Origin of the sequence: Nocardioides exalbidus, assembly GCF_900105585.1 — a bacterium.
GTDB lineage: Bacteria > Actinomycetota > Actinomycetes > Propionibacteriales > Nocardioidaceae > Nocardioides > Nocardioides exalbidus.
In genome coordinates this window covers 1,626,101-1,644,431 of sequence record NZ_FNRT01000002.1, presented here as the reverse complement: position 1 = coordinate 1,644,431, position 18,331 = coordinate 1,626,101, and the positions used below count along the sequence as shown (strand labels likewise).

Here is an 18,331-nt window from a genome sequence, read left to right as displayed (position 1 = left end):
GCTTCAGGTCTTCCTCACGTGTAGATGATCCGGCGCAGCTGGCGCTCGCTGAGCTCGGGAGCCGCGACGACGCGTTGGCCGAGCTCCTCGGCGATGCGGGCGAAGATCTCGGGGTTCTTCGCGCCGAAGGTCTTGAGATGGGCGTGCCGGGTGCGCACGTAGTCCTCCACGCTCTGGGCGTGGAAGGCGATCACGTCGTCGATGACCCGTGCCGCCTCGCCCGGGGTGAGCGAGGTGGTGGCGACGACGTGGGCGACGAGTGCGGGGTCCGGCACACGTCAGATCGTGCCGGGAAATCGACCCGATGCCAACTTCCTGCCCGAAATCGGGCAGAAATCTCACTTCAGCCACTCAGGTTGCCTTCGAGTGGTAGTCACATCCGCCCCAGGTGGAGTGCCGACACCGCTTCGGTGATGCTCTGGGACCGCAAGTGGGGGAAGTTCGACGACTTCCAGCGAAAGTGGTGTGTGCCAGTGGGGACGTGCTACCTTAGGTGAACAGAAAGTGAACGGGAGGTGTCACATGAGCAAGCACACGATGTCCGCAGTGCCGGTCTGCACCTGGGTCGCCGTCACGGATGCGTCGGGTCGCACCCGCATGGAGGCACACTGGTCGATCGCCGGAGTTGCCCAGAGCAAGGCAGCCTGAGCGGCCAGGTCTTCACCAGTCACACCACGAGCCGCGTCCCCGCCCGGGGAGGCGGCTCGTGGCATGTCCGGGCGACAGGAAATTCCTCGCGCCTCTGGGGAATGATCCGCCGACGGTGTACGTTCGTTTGGTTGAATCTTGGATCAACAACCCGACACCTCAGGAGACCACGCCATGTCCAGCGCCTTCGACGCCCCCACCACCGCCATCGACGACATCTCCGGCGACTACGCCCTCGACGTCACGCACAGCCGCCTCGGCTTCGTCGCCCGCCACGCGATGGTCACCAAGGTCCGCGGCCAGTTCCACGCCTTCAGCGGCACCGCGAAGATCGACGAGGCCACCCCGTCGAACTCCAAGGTCGACCTCTCCATCGAGGTCGCCTCGATCGAGTCCGGCACCGCGGACCGCGACGGCCACCTCAAGTCCGCCGACTTCTTCGACGCCGAGACCTACCCGGCCATCACGTTCTCCTCCACCGAGGTCTCCAAGTCGGGCTCCGACTGGACCATCACCGGCGACCTGACCATCAAGGACGTCACCAAGCCCGTCACGATCGAGTTCGAGCAGACCGGCTCGGCCGTCGACCCGTTCGGCAACACCCGCGTCGGCTTCGAGGGCGAGACCACCATCAACCGCAAGGACTGGGGCCTCACCTGGAACGCCGCGCTCGAGACCGGCGGCGTCCTCGTCTCCGAGAAGATCAAGCTCGAGTTCGACGTCTCGGCCATCAAGAGCGCCTGACCTCCACCGACCGGGCACTTCGTCCCCGTCACGCACGCCGACCGGGCGCTTCCTCCCGCAACACGGGGAGGAAGCGCCCGGTCGCTGCACGTGACGGGGAGCAAGTGCCCGGTCGGCTCACAGGTTCCTCACATGTTCCCCGCCTACCGTTGATGGTTCAACCGTCAACCACTCGGAGGTAGAGACGATGAACATCCCCACGATCCATCCCCGCACCACCCCCACCGCCGACGTCGCCCTGCTCGTGGGGCGCATCGCCCTCGGCGTGACGATGGTGGCCCACGGCCTGCAGAAGCTCGACCAGGGCGGGCTCGGCGGCACGGCCGAGGGCTTCGAGGCCATGGGCATCCCGGCCGCGGGCGCGGCCGCGCTCTTCGCGATCTCGATCGAGGTCGGCGGCGGCGTGCTGATCCTGCTCGGCGCCCTCACCCCGGTCGTCGGGGTGCTGTGGGCGGCCAACATGGCGGGCGCGTGGTGGTACGTCCACCGCGACGCCTTCTTCGCGGGCGAGGGCGGCTACGAGCTGGTCATGGTGCTCGGCGCCCTCGGCCTCGTGCTCGCCGGCACCGGACCCGGCCGGCTCTCGGTCGACGCGCTCCTCACCCGCCGTCGTACCAGCGAGCGCGAGCAGGAGCTCGTCTCGGCCTGAGTGGCGTGCTGTGCACCCGAGTCTCCCGCTTGTCGGCCGAGATCTGGGGTGCGAAGCGGGGCGGTCACCGGATATCCGGTGACCGCCCCGATCCACGAAGCTCAGGTGCGCGGGCGCTTGCCCTTGTAGCCGCCGGATCCACCCTTGTGGCCGCCACCGGGACGACCGCGATAGGGGCCGTTGTCCGGCTTGATCTCGATGAGCTTGCCGGAGATGCGGGTGCCGGCGAGGCGATCGAGCGTGCCGGCGGGCAGGTCGGCGGGGAGCTCCACGACGGAGAAGTCGGGCTTGATCGAGATGTAGCCGAAGTCGCCGCGCGACAGGCCGCCCTCGTTGGCCAGGGCGCCCACGATCTGGCGCGGCTCGACCTTGTGGCGCTTGCCGACCTCGATGCGGTACGCCGCCATCGGCGCGCCGCTGCGCGACTCCCGCGGCTGCCGCTCGCCCTTGCCCGCGTGGGTCGAGCGCTCCTCGAAGGACCGCTGGCGCGGCTCGGGCTCGGGCTCGAGCAGGAGCGGCTGCTCCCCGTGCATCACCGCGGCCAGCGCGGCTGCGACGTCGACCTCGGGGACGTCGTGCTCCTCGACGTAGTGGGAGACCACGTCGCGGAAGAAGTCGATGCGCTCGGGCTCGGTCAGCGCCTGGGTGATCTGGTCGTCGAAGCGCGAGAGGCGGGTCGCGTTGACGTCGTCGACCGTCGGCAGCTGCATCTGGGTCAGCGGCTGGCGGGTCGCCTTCTCGATCGCGCGGAGCAGGTGGCGCTCGCGCGGGGTGACGAAGGCGATCGAGTCACCGCTGCGACCGGCACGGCCGGTGCGACCGATGCGGTGGACGTAGGACTCGGTGTCGGTCGGGATGTCGTAGTTGACGACGTGGCTGATCCGCTCGACGTCGAGGCCGCGGGCGGCGACGTCGGTGGCGACGAGGATGTCGAGCTTGCCGGCCTTGAGCTGGTTGACCGTGCGCTCACGCTGGACCTGAGCGACGTCGCCGTTGATGGCCATCGCGGAGTAGCCGCGGGCGCGGAGCTTCTCGGCGAGCGTCTCGGTCTCGTTCTTCGTGCGGACGAAGACGATCATCCCCTCGAAGTTCTCGACCTCGAGGATGCGGGTGAGGGCGTCGACCTTCTGCGGGTAGGACACGATCAGGTAGCGCTGGGTGATCGTGGACGAGGTCGTCGTCTTGTTCTTGACGGTGATCTCGACGGGGTCCTCGAGGTACTTCTTCGAGATCCGGCGGATCTGGGCCGGCATGGTCGCAGAGAAGAGGGCGACGTGCTTGTCGTCCGGGGTGTCGGCGAGGATCGTCTCGACGTCCTCGGCGAAGCCCATCTTGAGCATCTCGTCGGCCTCGTCGAGGACGAGGAAGCGGAGCTCGCTGAGGTCGAGCGTGCCCTTCTCGAGGTGGTCCATGATGCGGCCCGGGGTGCCGACGACGACGTGCACCCCGCGGCGCAGGGCGGAGAGCTGGACGCCGTAGCCCTGGCCGCCGTAGATCGGCAGGACGCGGACGCCCTTCATGTGGGCGGCGTACTTCTCGAAGGCCTCCGAGACCTGCAGCGCGAGCTCGCGGGTCGGGGCGAGGACGAGCGCCTGCGGGGTCTTCTGGTCCATGTCGAGCTGCGACAGGATCGGCAGCGCGAACGCGGCCGTCTTGCCGGTGCCGGTCTGGGCGAGGCCCACGACGTGGCGGCCCTCGAGCAGCGGCGGGATGGTCAGCGCCTGGATCTGCGAGGGGGTCTCGTACCCGACGTCGGCCAGCGCCTTGAGGACCTCGGGCGCGAGGCCGAGGTCGGAGAAGTTCTGCTCAGGTGCTTCGGGCTGGTCGTCACTCACCCGACAACGGTAGGGCTTCAGGCGTGAAACGGGCATTCCTCGGGGGCTGGAAATGCCCGCGACAGGCACCGACGTGAGGCAGCACACTCCCCACATGGCTCCTCCCGATCAGGCACAGCTGCCCGCTGGGCTCACCACCCGCCCGCTGACGAGGTCCGACGCCCACGCCGTCTTCGTGCTGATGGTCGCCCAGGAGCAGGAGGACATCGGCCAGGTCGCGATCGAGGAGGCCGACATCGTCAGCGACTGGGCGCGCCCCAGCCACGACCTCGGTGCCCGGTCGGTCGGGGTGTGGGACGGCGAGACCCTGGTGGCGTACGCCGAGCTGATGGGCGCCGACCGCGCCGACACCGCCGTCCTGCCCTCCCACCGCGGCCGCGGCATCGGCACCTGGCTGGCCGGCTGGCTGCAGGACCTCGGCCGCAGCCTCGGGTCGAGCATCGTCGGGATGCCGGTGCCCCAGGGCTCCCCGGGCGACCGGCTGCTGGAGGAGCTCGGGTTCCGGGTGCGCTGGACGAGCTGGGTGCTCACGCTGCCCGAGGGCACGACGATCGCCGAGCGCGACCTGCCGGAGGGCTACGTCGTCCGCACCGCGGCGCCGGACGAGCGGCGCGCGGCCCACGACGTGCTGGAGGACGCGTTCCTCGAGTGGTCGGAGCGCGACCGGGAGGCGTTCGAGGACTTCGAGGCCTCGCTGGTCGGTCGCCCCGGTTTCGAGCCGTGGAACCTGCGCGTCGCGCTCGACGCCGACGGTGCCGTGGTCGGCGTCTCGCTCGTGCTGGTGTCCGAGGACGGCACGACCGGCTACGTCGACCGGCTGGCGGTGCGCCGCGACCAGCGCAACCGCGGGATCGCCCAAGCACTGCTCGTCGACTCCTTCGCCCGGGCGCGCGAGCACGGCGCCACGACCTCCGAGCTGAGCACCGACTCGCGGACGGGGGCACTGGGTCTCTACGAACGAGTGGGGATGGTGGCAGGAACCATCTGGGTCAATCGCGCGGTGGACCTGTCCTGACGTCACGGAAACCGTGGCCACCGGCGATTCTGGCCACTGATTTCGCAGATCAGCATGTCTAGACCGGGTGTCCACACCGGCTAGCACCACTGTTTTTGCGGTGAACCTGCCCTTAATATCGATCGACGCCCTCTCGGGCGGCGCCACGGTGGGGACGTGGGGTCCCCGCTTCTGCAGTGATTCAGTGGGGGTAACACGTGCAAGATCTTCATGCCCTGGTCGTCGAGGACGATCCAGACATCTCCTCGGCCCTGGTCGAGACGCTCGAAGGCGCGGGATTCCGCGTCACGTCGGCCCCGGACGGCCGTGCTGCGGTGGGGATCGCAGCCGACGACCCGCCCGACCTGGTCACGCTCGACCTGACGCTGCCGCACATGGACGGCATCGAGGTGTGCCGTCGGATCCGTGAGACCAGCGACTGCTACATCGTGATCGTGTCCGCACGGTCCGACGAGGTCGACAAGCTCATCGGCCTCGAGGTCGGCGCCGACGACTTCGTGCTCAAGCCCTTCTCGCCGCGCGAGCTGCGCGCACGGGTGGCGGCGCTGTTCCGACGGCCGCGCTCCAGCGGGGCTACGGAGGAGGCGGCCGCGCAGGCGCCGCACGTGCCGAGCCCGGCCCGTCCGGCGGACGAGCCGAGCACCATCAACTGCGGTGCCGGCCTCGTCATCAACTCCGCACGCCGCGAGGTGCAGGTCGACGGGATGATCGTCGACCTGACCCGCATCGAGTACGACGTCCTGGAGTACCTCGCCACGCACCTCTCCCGGGTCTGCACCCGGGAGGAGATGGTCCTGGCCATCTGGAGCAGCGCGCTGACGCACGACCACCACCTGGTCGACGTCCACGTCGCCAACCTCCGCGGCAAGCTGCGCCGGCACTCGGCGGCGACGTGGATCCACACGATCCGCGGCATCGGCTACCGGATGGACCGCGAGGACGATCCGCGCGAGCGTCGCGCCGGCGGCGGCCCCTTCCTGGTGGCGCACTTCGACTCCGAGGACTGGGCCAAGGGCCTCGACTTCTGACGTCATATCCCCGTGGTCCGGCGCCCTGCGGTGCCCGGCCACGGGGTCGGCGCGTCCGGGACACCAACGGCCGATGAACGGCAGTCGGGGCGATTCGCCCCCACGCCGTGGCATCACCACCTAACATCGGTAGTGGCTCGGCGGTCGTGGGGACCCGCACCGAGCCCGGCTCCGGTCGACCCGCACCAGCGGGCCGGTCAGGAATCGGTGGCCTGCCCATGGTTTGGCTGCCTCGGTCCCGGGTAGTTGGATCGTCAACAGGAGCCTGACTGATGATGAATGAACGCATTGCCGTGGTCGTCGAGGACGACCACGATGTCGGCGACGTCATCTCCAAGCTCCTCGACCAGGCGGGCTTCGACGTGGTCGTCGCCTCGACCGGGGCCGACGCCCTGGCCGTCATCCGGGAGCGCAAGCCCGACCTCGTCACGCTCGACCTCTCCCTCCCCGACATCGACGGCGTCGAGGTCTGCCGCCAGATCCGCCTGGTGAGCGACTGCTACGTCATCGTGGTCAGCGGCCGCACCGCCGAGGTCGACCGGCTGATCGGCCTCGAGGTCGGCGCCGACGACTACCTCGTCAAGCCCTTCTCGATGCGCGAGCTCCAGGCGCGCGTCGCCGCCCTCTTCCGCCGTCCGCGCACCTCCGAGGCGCTGGTCAGCGAGCCCGGGCACACCACCCAGGGCACCGCCGCGCTGCGCTCGACCGAGCCCACCGGCGGGATCGCCGTGGCCGCGCTGCCCACCCTCGGCTGCCGGCACCTGACGCTCAACCGCGGCGCCCGCGAGGTGCTCGTCGGGGGTGTCGAGATCGACCTCACCCGCACGGAGTTCGACCTGCTCGCCCACCTCGTCGCCAACTCCGGCGTCGTGGTGCCGCGCGAGGAGCTGCTGCGTGCGGTCTGGGCGACCGAGTTCGTCCCCGACAGCACCCACGTCGTCGACGTGCACCTGGCCAACCTGCGCCGCAAGCTGCGCAACGCCGCCCCCGACAACGAGTGGATCCGCACGATCCGCGGCGTCGGCTTCCGGTTCGACCCCTGCTGCCCCTGACGCGGGCGAGCGTCAGCGGGCCGACTCCCGCAGCGTCGAGCCGCGGGCACCGCGCACCGTCATCGACGCGCTGACCAGCGCCACCGCGCCGAACACCGCGGCTGCGAGCAGGGCGAGGACGACCAGGCGCACCGGCGAGATGGTGGCCACCAGCGCAGGGGTCGCCAGGCCCTCGGCATAGCCGAGCGTGATGGTGCGGAGGACGACGTACTGCGCCAGCGAGCCGGCCAGGATGCCGGCGATCGCGGCACTGCCGAGCACGACGGCGAGCTCGCGCACCACGGCGACCATCACCGATGCGCGGGGCACGCCGACCACGCGGAGCGCCGCGGCGTCCCGCCGGCGGGCCGGGAGCTGGACCGCCGCGCTGACGAACAGGCCGGCCAGCGCCATCACCAGCACGAGGGCGGCGACGACCCCGTAGAGCCGCAGCGCGAGGGCGTACGCCGTCTGGTCGAGCACCTGCCGCTCCCCCGCGAGCGTCGACTCGATGCTCAGCCCGGCCGCCGACAGCGCGTCGGTGATCTCGGCGGGCGCGCCGGCGCGCTGGAGGACGCGCGTGTCGAGGTTGCTGTCGTAGACCGGGCGGTCGGTGATGAAGGACGAGTAGTCGACGAGCAGGCCGGACGGACCGACGAACGGCATGCCCTCCACCCGGCCGACCGGGTCGACCCGGATCAGGCCGAAGCCCTCGTCGAGCTTGGCGAGCGCGGTCTGTCGCACCTTCGGTCCCTCGAGAGCCGGTCGGCGCTCGACGATGCCACCGGCGGTGAGCCGGGCCATGCCGACCGAGTCGCCGGTGTCGAGGTCGAGGTCGATGCCGGTGTCGGTCACCTCCAGCCCGGTGATCGCGCTGCGCACGGCCGGGTCGGGGGTGGCGACCCAGTCGGCGTCGCCCAGGACCCCGGGCACGGGCTCGCCGTCGGCGTCGATCGCGGTGATCGTGGCGGTCCCCGACATGGCGGTGTTGGTGCCGGCGCCGCCACCGAGGGTCATCCCCTCGATCGGGCACGGCACGTCGCCGCACCAGGGCACCTTGGCCGAGCTCGTCGACTCGCCGCGGTCGTAGGGACCGAGGTAGACCTTCAGCGGGATGCCGTCGCGTCGGCCGAAGCGCACCTCGAGGGCGAGCGGGCCGTCGGACGCGACCTGGTTGTCGACGGTGACGGAGATCCGCCGGCCGGCGAAGGTCGGCACGGTGCCGGGCGGCTTGATCGCGGCGACCACCTGGTCGACGTCCAGGCCCGGGCTCCAGGTCGGCGGCCAGGTCGCCACGGTCGCGAGCCGGCTGCTGTCGACCACCGAGAAGTTCGCGCCGGGGTTGAGCACCGAGCCGGCGGCCATCACCCACTGGCCCTCGGGGTCGATGCGCCTCGTGAGCTCGAGCGTCTCGGCGAAGCTCACCGGCGAGTGCCACGTCGTGTCGGCCGGCGAGATCGTCGCGGCGACGCTGGTGCGCCAGTCGGCGGCCGAGGAGTAGACGCCGGCGCCGAAGACGGCGACGGCGATGGCGGCGGTGATCGGCAGGATCACCAGCGTGCCCTCCTGGCGCCGGGAGAGCGCCCGCGACGACACGAAGCCGCTGAGCGACCGGCCGCGCGAGCGACGGGTCCACCACGTGGCGAGCGCGGAGGTGAGGCGGGTGGCGCCGAGCCCGGCGACCACGGCCAGCAGCACGGGCAGCAGCAGGTCGGTGACGTCGGGGTCGCCCTGCCCGGCGTCGGAGAGCTTGCTGACCAGGATCGCCGCGGCCAGCGCGACGAGCGTCAGCTGCGCGACCACGGACCAGCGGCGCGCGGCCACGGGGCGTCGGACGCCGGCGAGCTGGGAGGCCAGCGACTCGCGCACCACCAGGCCGACCGCGACGCACGCGACGGCGAAGGCCGACACCAGCACCAGCGCGGCGGCGATCCAGCTCGCCGCCGGGAGCGGCAGCGGCAGGCCCGGCACCAGCCACTGGCGGACGAGCAGGAGCGAGAAGCCAACGCCGAGGCCGGCCCCGATCGGGGTCGCGAGCAGGAGCAGCGTGACCGGCTCGGCGAGGCCGAGGCCCCACAGCCGGCGCGAGGTCACGCCACGCAGCGAGGCCAGGGCGAGCTCGGGCACCCGCAGCTCGCTGGCGGCGTTGAGCAGCCGCATGAGCAGGGCCAGCGCGACGAGGACGAGGGACAGCACCGCCGGCGCGATCGAGCTGCGGGCGGTGGCCTGCTGGTCCTCGACCTCCTGCACGACCGCACCGAGGTCGTTGGTGCCGTCGTCGGTCAGGGTGCCGCCCTCGACGTCGAGCGTCGTGTCGGCCGGGATCGCGGCGGCGGAGCGGGCAGCGACAGCGAGGTCGGCAGGCGTGACGTCGGGCGGCACGTCGAGGAACGTGTCGACGCGCACCGTCCAGTCGCCGAGCTGCTCGATCGTCTCGGGCGTGGTGAAGATCGGGCCGGGGAAGTAGGGCGCGTAGCCGCCTCCCCTGTCGCTGGTCGCCTCGTTGGTCACCGTGAGCCGACTGGGCACCAGCCAGTGGTCGTCGGTCCTGGGGGTCGTGTAGGTGCCGACGACCGTGACGGTGCGCAGCGGCGGCCGGGGCAGGCCCAGCCCCTTCAGCGCCCCGGGCTCGAAGCCGACCAGGTCGAGCGGCTCCCCGATGCTCGCCCCGGCCCGCTCGGCCGACTTCGCGAGGAGCAGCACCTCGCCGGGCTTCTCCGGGCACCGGCCGGTGACCTCGAGGACGTCGCACGCACCGTCGCGCGCCCAGAAGCGCACGGCTCCGCGCAGGGCCATGAAGCGCTCGGACTCCACGGTCGCGACCGTGTCGCCCCACGGACCCTGGTTGAGCGAGGTGGTCGCGGCGACGGCGTCCTCGGTCGCCTCGGCGGTGCTCATCGCGCCGCCGGGCGTGAAGACCCGGCTGGTCCCGGTGAGGCCGGCGGGCGCCTCGTTGAGGCGGGTCACGACGTAGGAGTTGGTCACCGCGGCGGCGAACACCGGGCCGAGCACGGCCGAGCCGATGGCCAGCGCGGTCAGCAGGACCGAGCCCGAGGACAGCAGGGCGCGGGCGCGCAGCCCGCGGAGGATGGCACCGAGCATCTGCACCACTAGCCCTCCTCCTCCCGCAGGATGCTGGGTCGGGTGGCCGTGGAGCGCACGGCCCGGGCGCGGCCGCCGACCAGCACGACGGCGACGGCCGCGACGACCGCCGGGATCGCGAGCGGCCAGGCGCGCGGAGCCGTGTCGAGCGGGAGCCCGGCGACCGGGACGTCGAGCAGGGGCAGACCGCCCAGCAGGAGGTCGACCGCGAGCCACCCCCCGGCGATGACGCCGGCGAGCACGAGCACCGTCAGGCTGACCAGCTCGGCGCGACCGGCCCGCCGAACGGTGCCGACGGAGACGCCGAGGACACGCAGCGAGGCGACGTCGCGGCGGTAGTCACGCAGGTGTCGCGCCACGCCGGCGCCGAGGGCGAGCAGGGCGACGAGCGCGCAGGCGAGGGCGGTCAGGGCGTACGCCACCGACTGCGCGCCGCCGAAGCGCTCGCCGAGGCTGCCGCGCACCGACTCGAACGTGCGCCACCTCGCGTCGGTGGCGGACGCGACGTCGTCGAGCATGGAAGCCGGCGTGCCGGCCGCGGCGACGATCTGGACCTCGGCGGAGGGCACGGTCCGGTCCGAGCCGGCGGCCGAGGTGCCGATGTCGCTGACCACGCCGACCGAGCCGACGAGCGGGAGGACGTCCCCCACGCCGACGACGTCGGGGGTGCGGTCGTCGCCGCCGAGGTCGAGCACCGGGATCTCCGCGCCCTCCTCGAGCGCCTGGGTCTCCGTCGTCGCGAGGGCTGGGACCGGCTCCTCGAGCGCGGTGTCGAGCAGGCGCAGGCTGCTGTTGGGCAGCAGCGAGAGGCGCAGGCCCTCGGGCAGGTTGACGAGGAAGTCGCGGTCGATCTGGTCCGGGTTGAGGAAGCGGTCGCCGAGGGCGGCGTCGATCGAGCTCGGGTCGGGCACCCACACGTCGTCGGTGAGGTCGTGGTCGCTGAAGAGGATGCGCGAGGCGAGCACCCGGAAGCGCTCGATGCTGTAGACGCCGCTCAGGTCGCGCGACACCTCGAGGCCGGTGATCGCGCACCCGTCGCGGCAGTCCCGGACCCTGGTCGAGCCGGTGACCTGCGTGCCCTCGCGCGGCAGCCGGACCGTCACGCTGGCCGTGCCGGTGGCGTTGGTGCTGGTGACGTAGGAGACGTTGACGACGAACCCGCCCGCGCGGCGGGAGCGGACCTGCGTGCCGTCGCGGTCGGTGAAGACCTGCACCGGCGGGAGCTCCAGCGCGGTGGCGTCGACGGTGAGCCGGTTGCCCGTGACCTGCACCGGGCGGACGTCGGTGCGCAGGTCGTCGATCGCGTCGGAGCCCGCACGCGCGGGCGTGCCGTCGTAGAAGTCGCCGACGACCGCGTCCCACCGGCCGGCGTCGACGTAGGCACGGCGCTCGGCCAGACGCGCCTCGTTGGGCACGATCGCGGTGGCGATCAGGTGCTCGCCCTCCGGGTCGGCGCGCTCGGTGAGCTCGAGCGCGCCCATCGCGCCGAGCGGGGTCGCGTCGATCGTGCGCGCGCCCGGGACGTCGACGGCCGCCTGCTCGCCGGTCCAGCCGCTGACCGCGACCGCACCGCTGAGCGCGAGCGAACCGACCACCGCCGCCGCGACGACGAGCCGGATCGGGGTGACGAGGTCGTCGGCACGGGCGAGGCGGCGAGCGGCGAGGAAGGCGCCGAGCCCGCGGCGCTCGGTGGTCGGGGTGAGGACGCGCGCCGCGATCCGGACGACCCAGATGGCGACCTGGCCCAGCGCGAGGCCGACGAGCGCGGGGCCGAGGAGCACGACGAGGTCGGGGTCGCCCGCGGTCTGCCGGCTCCGGTACGCCGCCACGCCGGCGCCGACGAGCACCAGCACGCTCAGGAAGATGGCCAGCGTGGTCGCCCGCCGCGGCCGGCGACGGGCCGCCACCTGGACGGCCAGCGGCTCGCGCAGCGCCGCGGCGGCGGACAGGCCGACGATGACCAGCCCGGCTCCCGCGATGGCGAGCGCGGTGAGGACGGCGGGCTGCTCGAGCGCCGGCGCCGCGTCGTCGAGCCACCGGCGGGAGGCGAGGACGGTGCCGATGGCACCCAGCGCGAGCCCCAGCGCCGTACCGACCACGATCGCGAGCAAGGGCTCGACCAGAAGGAAGCGCCACAGCCGCAGGCCGTGGATGCCGCGCAGCCGGGCCAGGCCGATCTCCTCGCGCCGGGCGGCGGCGAGCTCGGCGCCGATGCTGGGGACGGCGACCGCGCCGAGCAGGAGCAGGGGCGCGGCCAGCCAGCGGGACGTGCCGGCCGCGTCGGCGAACTGGAGGACGGTCACGGCACCGGCCACGACGACGAGGGTCATCAGGACCAGGGTCGTCAGGGCGCCCCTCCGGCTCCAGATGCCGCGGAGGACACGGCTCACGGCACGCTCACCGGACGACGCGCCCCTCGTCGAGCGCGATGTGGAGGTCGCAGGCGTCGACGACGGCGGGGTCGTGGGTGGCCACGACGACGACCGCGCCGCGGGCCGCCTCCTCGCGGAGCTCGGCGAGCACGACACCGCGGTTGCCCTCGTCGAGCTCGGAGGTGGGCTCGTCGGCGAGCAGCACGTCGGCACCGACCACGAAGCCGCGCGCGCAGGCGACGCGCTGCATCTGGCCGCCGGAGAGCTCCTCGACCTGGCGCTCGCCGAGGTCGGCGATGCCGAAGCGGGCGAGCGCGGCCTCGGCGGCCTCGTCGGCGTCGGCAGGCGACGTGCCGCGGGCGCGCAGCGCGATGGAGACGTTCTCGCGCGCGGACAGGATCGGGACGAGGCCGTAGACCTGGAGGACGAACGCGACCTCGGGACGCGGGTCGCCGCTGCCGGTCCACATGTCCTGCCCGTCGAGCACCGCGGTGCCCGACGTCGCCTGCAGCAGACCACCGGCGATCGAGAGCAGCGTGGTCTTGCCCGAGCCACTGGGCCCGGACAGGGCGGTCACCTTGCCCGCCGGGAACGAGACGCTGACGTCGTCGAGCAGCGTGCGCCCGGCGACGTAGGTGATGCCCTCGAGCGCGAGACCGCCGACGTGGTCGCGACCGCTGAAGCCGCCGAGGGTCGTCACTTCTGGGATCCTTCGCTGCTCGCGCGGGTCACGATGATCCGACCCTGCTCGTCGTCCTCGAACCGCACCAGCGTGCCGGGAGGCCACTCGGCGGCGATGTGGCCGGGCAGGTGGAGGACGCCGTCCTCGCCCACCACGGCGTACTCCGACCCGCCGTGGCCCTCGGCCCCGACGCGGCCGCCCTTCATGGTCACCGTGCGCGGGAAGGTCGCGGCGACCTCGGGCTGGTGGGTGACCACGACGATCGTGGTGCCGAAGTCGTCGCCGAGCGAGTGGATCAGGTGGAGCACGTGGTCGCGGTCGGCGTGGCTGAGCTGGCTGGTCGGCTCGTCGGCGAGCAGCAGGCGCGGCGCGGTCGACACGGCGCACGCGAGCGCGAGGCGCTGGCGCTGGCCGCCCGACATCGTCGAGACGACCTGGTCGGACTGGTCGCTCAGCCCGACGCGGTCGAGCAGCTCGACGTCGGGGATCGCGTCGCCGCGCTCGCCCGCGGAGAGGGAGAGCCGGGCGAAGGCGATGTTCTGCCGGGCGGTGGCGTAGGGCAGGAGGTTGCGGGTGGCGCCCTGGAGCATCGTGGAGACCTGGCGCGAGCGGATCCGGGCGAGGAAGCGCTCGCCCATCCGGGAGACCTCCTCGTCGCCGAGGTAGATCCTGCCGGCGCTCGGCTTCTGGATCCCGCCGAGCAGTGCGAGGAGCGTCGACTTGCCCGATCCGCTGGGTCCGAGGAACGCGACGCGCTCACCCGGCCGGATCGTGAGGTCGACGCCGCGCAGCGCGACCACGTCGTGGCCGCCGAAGGTCTTGTAGAGGTGGACGACGCCCTCGCACCGGATGCCGAGGCCCCCCGTGCGGGTCTCCTCGACCGTCGCACCCTGCTCTGAACGGCTCAGCCGCACCCCGTCGCCCTTCTGTCCGTACAAGGGCTTCAACATACATAAGTAGCAGTACGTTGAGCGCATGGTGATCCGAGTCGCACTGGTCAACGACGACGAGGTCGTCGTCCGCGGCCTCGATGCGATGCTGCGCAGCTACAGCAACCGCGTCGAGGTGGTCGAGCTCGTCGCCGGCAGGCAGGTCGCGAAACCCGTCGACGTCGCCCTCTACGACACCTTCGGCATGGGCCAGGGCAACGGGGCCGCGGTCGGGAAGCTCCTCGCCAGCCCGGCCGTGCGGCACGTCGCGGTCTACACGTGGAACTTCCAGCCGTGGCTGACCCGCGACACCCTCGAGCTCGGCGTGAAGGGCTACCTCTCCAAGAGCCTGCCCGCCGCCCGCCTCGTCGAGGCGCTCCACGCGATCGCCGCCGGCCAGACCGTGGTCTCGCCCTCCCGGGGGCGCTCGGCGCTCGTCGGCGGCGACTGGCCCGGCCGCGAGGAGGGCCTCACCGCCCGCGAGGCCGAGGTCCTCTCGCTGATCACGATGGGGCTCAGCAACCAGGAGATCGCCGAGCGCACCCTCCTCTCGCTCAACTCGATCAAGTCCTACATCCGCTCGGCCTACCGCAAGATCGACGTCGACTCCCGCTCCAAGGCGGTGCTCTGGGGCGTCGAGCACGGCATGCGCGCCGACCGGGTCCGGATCAACGGCTCGCCGGCACGCGAGGGCTGAGGGAGTCACCGGATATCCGGTGACCGCCGTGGCGCCCGTACCCTTCTCCGGTGAGTGAGCAGCAGCCCGAGAAGCCGGACCTGGGCGGCATCGACCCCGACAAGCTGGCGATCGCGCTCGAGGTGCTGCAGCAGGTCGCGGACCTGCCGCCCGACCACGACGACGTCCGCACCATGAAGCGCGCGGCGTCCTCCATGTACAAGCTGATCAAGAAGCAGCGTCGCGCCGAGATCCGCCTGGAGCGGCACCAGCACGACCTCGCCATCATCGCGCGGACCGCGACCGGCTCGCCGATGCGGATCGATGACGAGACGGCCGGCATCCCGCTGGTCTCGAACACCGCCGGGGCCTTCGCCGGCGAGCTGATCACCGCGCGCGGCTGCTACATCTGCAAGCAGGACTTCACGCTGGTCGACGCGTTCTACCACTGGCTGTGCCCGAGCTGCGCGGCGATGAGCCACGCCAAGCGCGACCAGCGCACCGACCTCACCGGCAAGCGCGCGCTGCTCACCGGGGGCCGCGCGAAGATCGGCATGTACATCGCGCTGCGGCTGCTCCGCGACGGCGCCCACACGACGATCACGACCCGCTTCCCGAAGGACGCCGTCCGCCGGTTCGCCGCGATGGAGGACTCGGCCGACTGGATCCACCGGCTCAAGGTCGTCGGCATCGACCTCCGCGACCCGACCCAGGTCATCTCGCTCACCGACGACGTCGCGGCCGACGGGCCGCTCGACATCATCGTCAACAACGCCTGCCAGACCGTACGCCGCCTCCCGGGCGCGTACTCCCACCTGATCGACGGCGAGAACGCCCCGCTCCCGACGGCGGAGTCCCTCGGCGTCCGGGCGCTGCCGGAGATGGTCACCTTCGACCGGATCTCCGAGGCGCACCCCGCCGCGATCGCCGGCGCGCTGTCGTCGACGGCGGTCGCGCACCACGACGGCGAGTCCCAGGAGCACGCGCTGGCCGCGCACAACGCCGCGTCGCTCACCGCCCTCGCGCTCAAGGCCGGCGGGGCCTCGCTGGATGCTCACCTGGCCGGCACGGCCATCGACGCGGGCGGTCTGATCCCCGACATCCAGGACAACAACTCGTGGACCCAGGTGCTCGACGAGGTCGACCCCCTGGAGCTCCTCGAGGTGCAGTTCTGCAACTCGATCGCGCCGTTCCTGATCAACTCCCGGCTCCGGCCCTCGCTGCGGGCAGCCGTGCAGAACGGCGCGCGCCGCGCCTACATCGTCAACGTCTCGGCGATGGAGGGGCAGTTCGGCGGCCGTCGCTACAAGGGCGCCGGCCACCCGCACACCAACATGGCCAAGGCCGCGCTCAACATGATGACGCGGACCTCGTCGGGCGAGATGTTCGAGACCGACAGCATCCTGATGACCGCCGTCGACACCGGCTGGATCACCGACGAGCGCCCGCACCACGAGAAGCTGCGGATCGCCGCCGAGGGCTGGCACGCGCCCCTCGACCTGGTCGACGGCGCGGCGCGCGTCTACGACCCGATCGTGCAGGGCGAGCAGGGCGAGGACATCTACGGCTGCTTCCTGAAGGACTACCAGCCCGCCGCGTGGTGAGGCGGGAGACGCCGCAACCGGATCGCGACCACACGGCTCGATCATCATCTGGCTGTGCTGCTTCCGATCGAGGCGCTGCCTACCCAATGGTGGGGAGCCCTCCAACGCGCGGCGATGATGGCTCCGCAGGGTCAGCAGGCTGTTGTCATGCTGACACCAACGCGTCTGCGCGACGACTCCCGAGCTCGCGATGAGTGACACGACTCCCGCCGCGACGGCGTCGCCACGCCATGAGCCGGCGTTGGACGGCATCCGCGCAATCGCCGCGACCCTGGTCCTGCTTTTTCATGCGCGCATACCGGGGTTCGCCAACGGCGGGATAGGCGTGGATGTCTTCTTCACACTCAGCGGGTTCCTGATCACCGGCATTCTCCTGAGCTCGGTCCGTCGGATCGGTGGCGTCGATTACCGCGTCTTCTACCTGCGGCGTGCCCTCAGGCTCTTCCCGGCGTACGTGGCCGTGGTTGTGGCGGCGGTGCTGGCCGACGTCGTCATCGACAGCGGCGGCACGTTGAAGGGCGCACTCTTCAGCGCCTTCTACGTGGCGAACTGGGCTGTCGGTGGTCTGGGCGTTGGTCTCGGCGCACTGGGGCACACCTGGTCGCTCTCGATCGAGGAACAGTTCTACATCGGCTGGCCCATCGTTCTGGTGTTCCTCACGCGTGTGGCGAGAGGACGCCGCGACCTCCTGGCGATTCTGATCAGCATGCTGGTGATGGCGTCGTACCTGTTGGCCGCAATCCTGCTCGCCGGTGGCGTGTCGGCGAGTCTCGTCTACAACGCCACTCCAACTCGCGCCGTGGAGCTCTTGGCCGGAGCACTGCTTGCGGTTCTCATCGAAGGCCGCCGCCAGAGGTACGCGTCCCTCAGCCGGTCTGCCATGGGCTGGGTATCGATCCTCTTGTTGGTGCTCGTGGGGTCGTGGGGCTCCCTGTCCCTGGAGACCGACATTCTCCTCGTGTGGCCAGTGGTGGCACTGCTGACCTGCGGCACCATCACGGCGGTCCACCGCACTGCCGGATCCCTCCACCGGGTCCTCGCGAGCAAGGGGTTCGTCGAGGTCGGCAAGCGGTCCTACGGGCTTTACCTGTGGCACTTTCCGATCTTCACCACGATCGATGCTGAGGCCGGGCTGGACACGTGGCCACCCCGTCTCCTGGCGATGGCTCTCACCGCGGTGATCGTGCCGCTGTCCTACCGATACATCGAGCAACCGTTCCTCGCGCTCAAGGACCGCACCGGCACCGGCCGCGCCTCGCAACTCGGGGAAGGAACCACCGTCCCAGAGATGTCGGCGCGCACCGCCACCTGACGGATCCCGGTGGTCGTCCACACGTCGGGGCGACCGCTCTCGCCAGTGAGGTGGGACACTCCGGGCATGGAGCCGGAGTCGATCGAGGAGTACTACGCACGCGTCGCCGCGGCGACCGACGACGAGGGTCGCCTGACCGTGGCGATCGAGGAGATGCCCGGCTGGTTCATCTACCCCTACGAGCTCGACGGGCTGCGGATCAAGCCGCTCGAGCCGCTGTCGGACGTCGAGCCCGACCGTGTCGGCGAGGACCCGGCCGACTGCCCCTGCCAGGCTCCGCCCACGCCCGACCAGGATGCCCGGGTCGCCTGGAGCAACGAGCGCTGGCTCGTCTCCGAGGTCGCCATGAAGCTGCCGGTCACGCTGATCCTCAAGCCGCGGGCCCACCACGACATCGCCGACCTCCCCGACGACCTGGCCGCCGAGATGGGGCGGCTGATCGTCGCGATCACCGCGGCCGTCGAGGAGCTGCCGAGCGTCGGGCGCTGCCACATGGGTCGCTACGGCGACGGCGGGGCTCACGCCCACCCGTTCTTCTTCGGTCGCCCCGCGCGGATGTCCCAGCTGCGCGGCTCACCGCTGCTGGACTGGGAGGAGAACCTCCCCGAGGTGCCCCAGGACGTACGCCGTGCCAACGCCGGGTTCGTCGGCCGCCGGCTGGTCGCACGCCTGGGTGGCACCGGGCCCGCCTGGGAGTCCTGACC

The 18,331-nt window shown here is 71.7% G+C and carries 16 protein-coding genes; 10 read left to right on the top strand and 6 right to left on the bottom strand.

Annotation, left to right across the window (positions count from 1 at the left end; genetic code table 11):
* Nucleotides 1-14: 14 nt before the first annotated feature.
* On the bottom strand, nt 15-275 hold the full coding sequence (locus tag BLV76_RS08230) for a hypothetical protein (protein ID WP_090968693.1): 261 nt from the start codon (nt 273-275) through the stop codon (nt 15-17).
* A gap of 247 nt (nt 276-522) precedes the next feature.
* On the opposite strand from BLV76_RS08230, the gene BLV76_RS23300 reads away from it, so the two are divergent.
* The 3 genes from BLV76_RS23300 (at nt 523) to BLV76_RS08220 (ending at nt 2,041) form a co-directional block, all read left to right on the top strand.
* The gene (locus tag BLV76_RS23300; protein WP_281246155.1) at nt 523-648 is read left to right on the top strand and encodes a hypothetical protein; all 126 of its coding nucleotides are present in this window, start codon (nt 523-525) and stop codon (nt 646-648) included.
* A gap of 174 nt (nt 649-822) precedes the next feature.
* Nucleotides 823-1,392 (top strand): YceI family protein, encoded by a 570-nt coding sequence (locus tag BLV76_RS08225; RefSeq protein WP_090968692.1) that lies wholly within the window; start codon nt 823-825, stop codon nt 1,390-1,392.
* A gap of 187 nt (nt 1,393-1,579) precedes the next feature.
* Nucleotides 1,580-2,041 (top strand): DoxX family protein, encoded by a 462-nt coding sequence (locus tag BLV76_RS08220; RefSeq protein ID WP_090968691.1) that lies wholly within the window; start codon nt 1,580-1,582, stop codon nt 2,039-2,041.
* A gap of 101 nt (nt 2,042-2,142) precedes the next feature.
* Here BLV76_RS08220 and BLV76_RS08215 read toward each other — a convergent pair whose 3' ends face one another.
* Complete coding sequence (locus tag BLV76_RS08215; RefSeq protein WP_245734598.1) at nt 2,143-3,876, bottom strand: DEAD/DEAH box helicase; 1,734 nt, start codon at nt 3,874-3,876, stop codon at nt 2,143-2,145.
* 94 nt (nt 3,877-3,970) lie between these two features.
* Here BLV76_RS08215 and BLV76_RS08210 point away from each other — a divergent pair, with 94 nt between their 5' ends.
* The 3 genes from BLV76_RS08210 (at nt 3,971) to BLV76_RS08200 (ending at nt 6,971) form a co-directional block, all read left to right on the top strand.
* Entirely contained in the window at nt 3,971-4,891 is a 921-nt protein-coding gene (locus BLV76_RS08210; RefSeq protein WP_090968689.1) for a GNAT family N-acetyltransferase, read from the top strand.
* A 197-nt stretch (nt 4,892-5,088) separates the two neighbouring features.
* Complete coding sequence (locus tag BLV76_RS08205) at nt 5,089-5,919, top strand: response regulator transcription factor (RefSeq protein WP_090968688.1); 831 nt, start codon at nt 5,089-5,091, stop codon at nt 5,917-5,919.
* A gap of 275 nt (nt 5,920-6,194) precedes the next feature.
* Nucleotides 6,195-6,971: a response regulator transcription factor gene (locus BLV76_RS08200; protein ID WP_090972483.1), complete on the top strand. Its 777-nt coding sequence runs from the start codon at nt 6,195-6,197 to the stop codon at nt 6,969-6,971.
* A 12-nt stretch (nt 6,972-6,983) separates the two neighbouring features.
* Here BLV76_RS08200 and BLV76_RS08195 read toward each other — a convergent pair whose 3' ends face one another.
* From BLV76_RS08195 to BLV76_RS08180, 4 genes are read right to left on the bottom strand one after another with little or no spacing between them, the layout of a single operon-like run.
* Nucleotides 6,984-10,052, bottom strand: coding sequence for an FtsX-like permease family protein (locus tag BLV76_RS08195; RefSeq protein ID WP_342712394.1), 3,069 nt, complete (start codon nt 10,050-10,052; stop codon nt 6,984-6,986).
* 8 nt (nt 10,053-10,060) lie between these two features.
* Nucleotides 10,061-12,442 (bottom strand): ABC transporter permease, encoded by a 2,382-nt coding sequence (locus BLV76_RS08190; RefSeq protein WP_090968686.1) that lies wholly within the window; start codon nt 12,440-12,442, stop codon nt 10,061-10,063.
* A 7-nt stretch (nt 12,443-12,449) separates the two neighbouring features.
* Entirely contained in the window at nt 12,450-13,124 is a 675-nt protein-coding gene (locus BLV76_RS08185) for an ATP-binding cassette domain-containing protein (protein WP_175539608.1), read from the bottom strand.
* Complete coding sequence (locus tag BLV76_RS08180) at nt 13,121-14,044, bottom strand: ABC transporter ATP-binding protein (RefSeq protein ID WP_245734597.1); 924 nt, start codon at nt 14,042-14,044, stop codon at nt 13,121-13,123. Before BLV76_RS08180 ends, BLV76_RS08185 begins: the two co-directional genes overlap by 4 nt.
* A gap of 37 nt (nt 14,045-14,081) precedes the next feature.
* On the opposite strand from BLV76_RS08180, the gene BLV76_RS08175 reads away from it, so the two are divergent.
* The 4 genes from BLV76_RS08175 (at nt 14,082) to BLV76_RS08160 (ending at nt 18,329) form a co-directional block, all read left to right on the top strand.
* Nucleotides 14,082-14,732 (top strand): response regulator transcription factor, encoded by a 651-nt coding sequence (locus BLV76_RS08175; protein WP_090968683.1) that lies wholly within the window; start codon nt 14,082-14,084, stop codon nt 14,730-14,732.
* 50 nt (nt 14,733-14,782) lie between these two features.
* Entirely contained in the window at nt 14,783-16,315 is a 1,533-nt protein-coding gene (locus tag BLV76_RS08170) for an SDR family NAD(P)-dependent oxidoreductase (protein WP_245734596.1), read from the top strand.
* A 241-nt stretch (nt 16,316-16,556) separates the two neighbouring features.
* Nucleotides 16,557-17,627, top strand: coding sequence for an acyltransferase family protein (locus BLV76_RS08165; RefSeq protein ID WP_175539607.1), 1,071 nt, complete (start codon nt 16,557-16,559; stop codon nt 17,625-17,627).
* A 66-nt stretch (nt 17,628-17,693) separates the two neighbouring features.
* Entirely contained in the window at nt 17,694-18,329 is a 636-nt protein-coding gene (locus BLV76_RS08160) for an HIT family protein (RefSeq protein ID WP_090968681.1), read from the top strand.
* Nucleotides 18,330-18,331 lie beyond the last annotated feature (2 nt).

Coding starts and splice junctions, on each gene's coding strand:
- BLV76_RS08200 (WP_090972483.1), top strand. CDS start 6,195: ATGAATGAACGCATTGCCGTGGTCGTCGAGGACGACCACGATGTCGGC.
- BLV76_RS23300 (WP_281246155.1), top strand. CDS start 523: ATGAGCAAGCACACGATGTCCGCAGTGCCGGTCTGCACCTGGGTCGCC.
- BLV76_RS08210 (WP_090968689.1), top strand. CDS start 3,971: ATGGCTCCTCCCGATCAGGCACAGCTGCCCGCTGGGCTCACCACCCGC.
- BLV76_RS08195 (WP_342712394.1), bottom strand. CDS start 10,052: ATGCTCGGTGCCATCCTCCGCGGGCTGCGCGCCCGCGCCCTGCTGTCC.
- BLV76_RS08220 (WP_090968691.1), top strand. CDS start 1,580: ATGAACATCCCCACGATCCATCCCCGCACCACCCCCACCGCCGACGTC.
- BLV76_RS08160 (WP_090968681.1), top strand. CDS start 17,694: ATGGAGCCGGAGTCGATCGAGGAGTACTACGCACGCGTCGCCGCGGCG.
- BLV76_RS08225 (WP_090968692.1), top strand. CDS start 823: ATGTCCAGCGCCTTCGACGCCCCCACCACCGCCATCGACGACATCTCC.
- BLV76_RS08175 (WP_090968683.1), top strand. CDS start 14,082: ATGGTGATCCGAGTCGCACTGGTCAACGACGACGAGGTCGTCGTCCGC.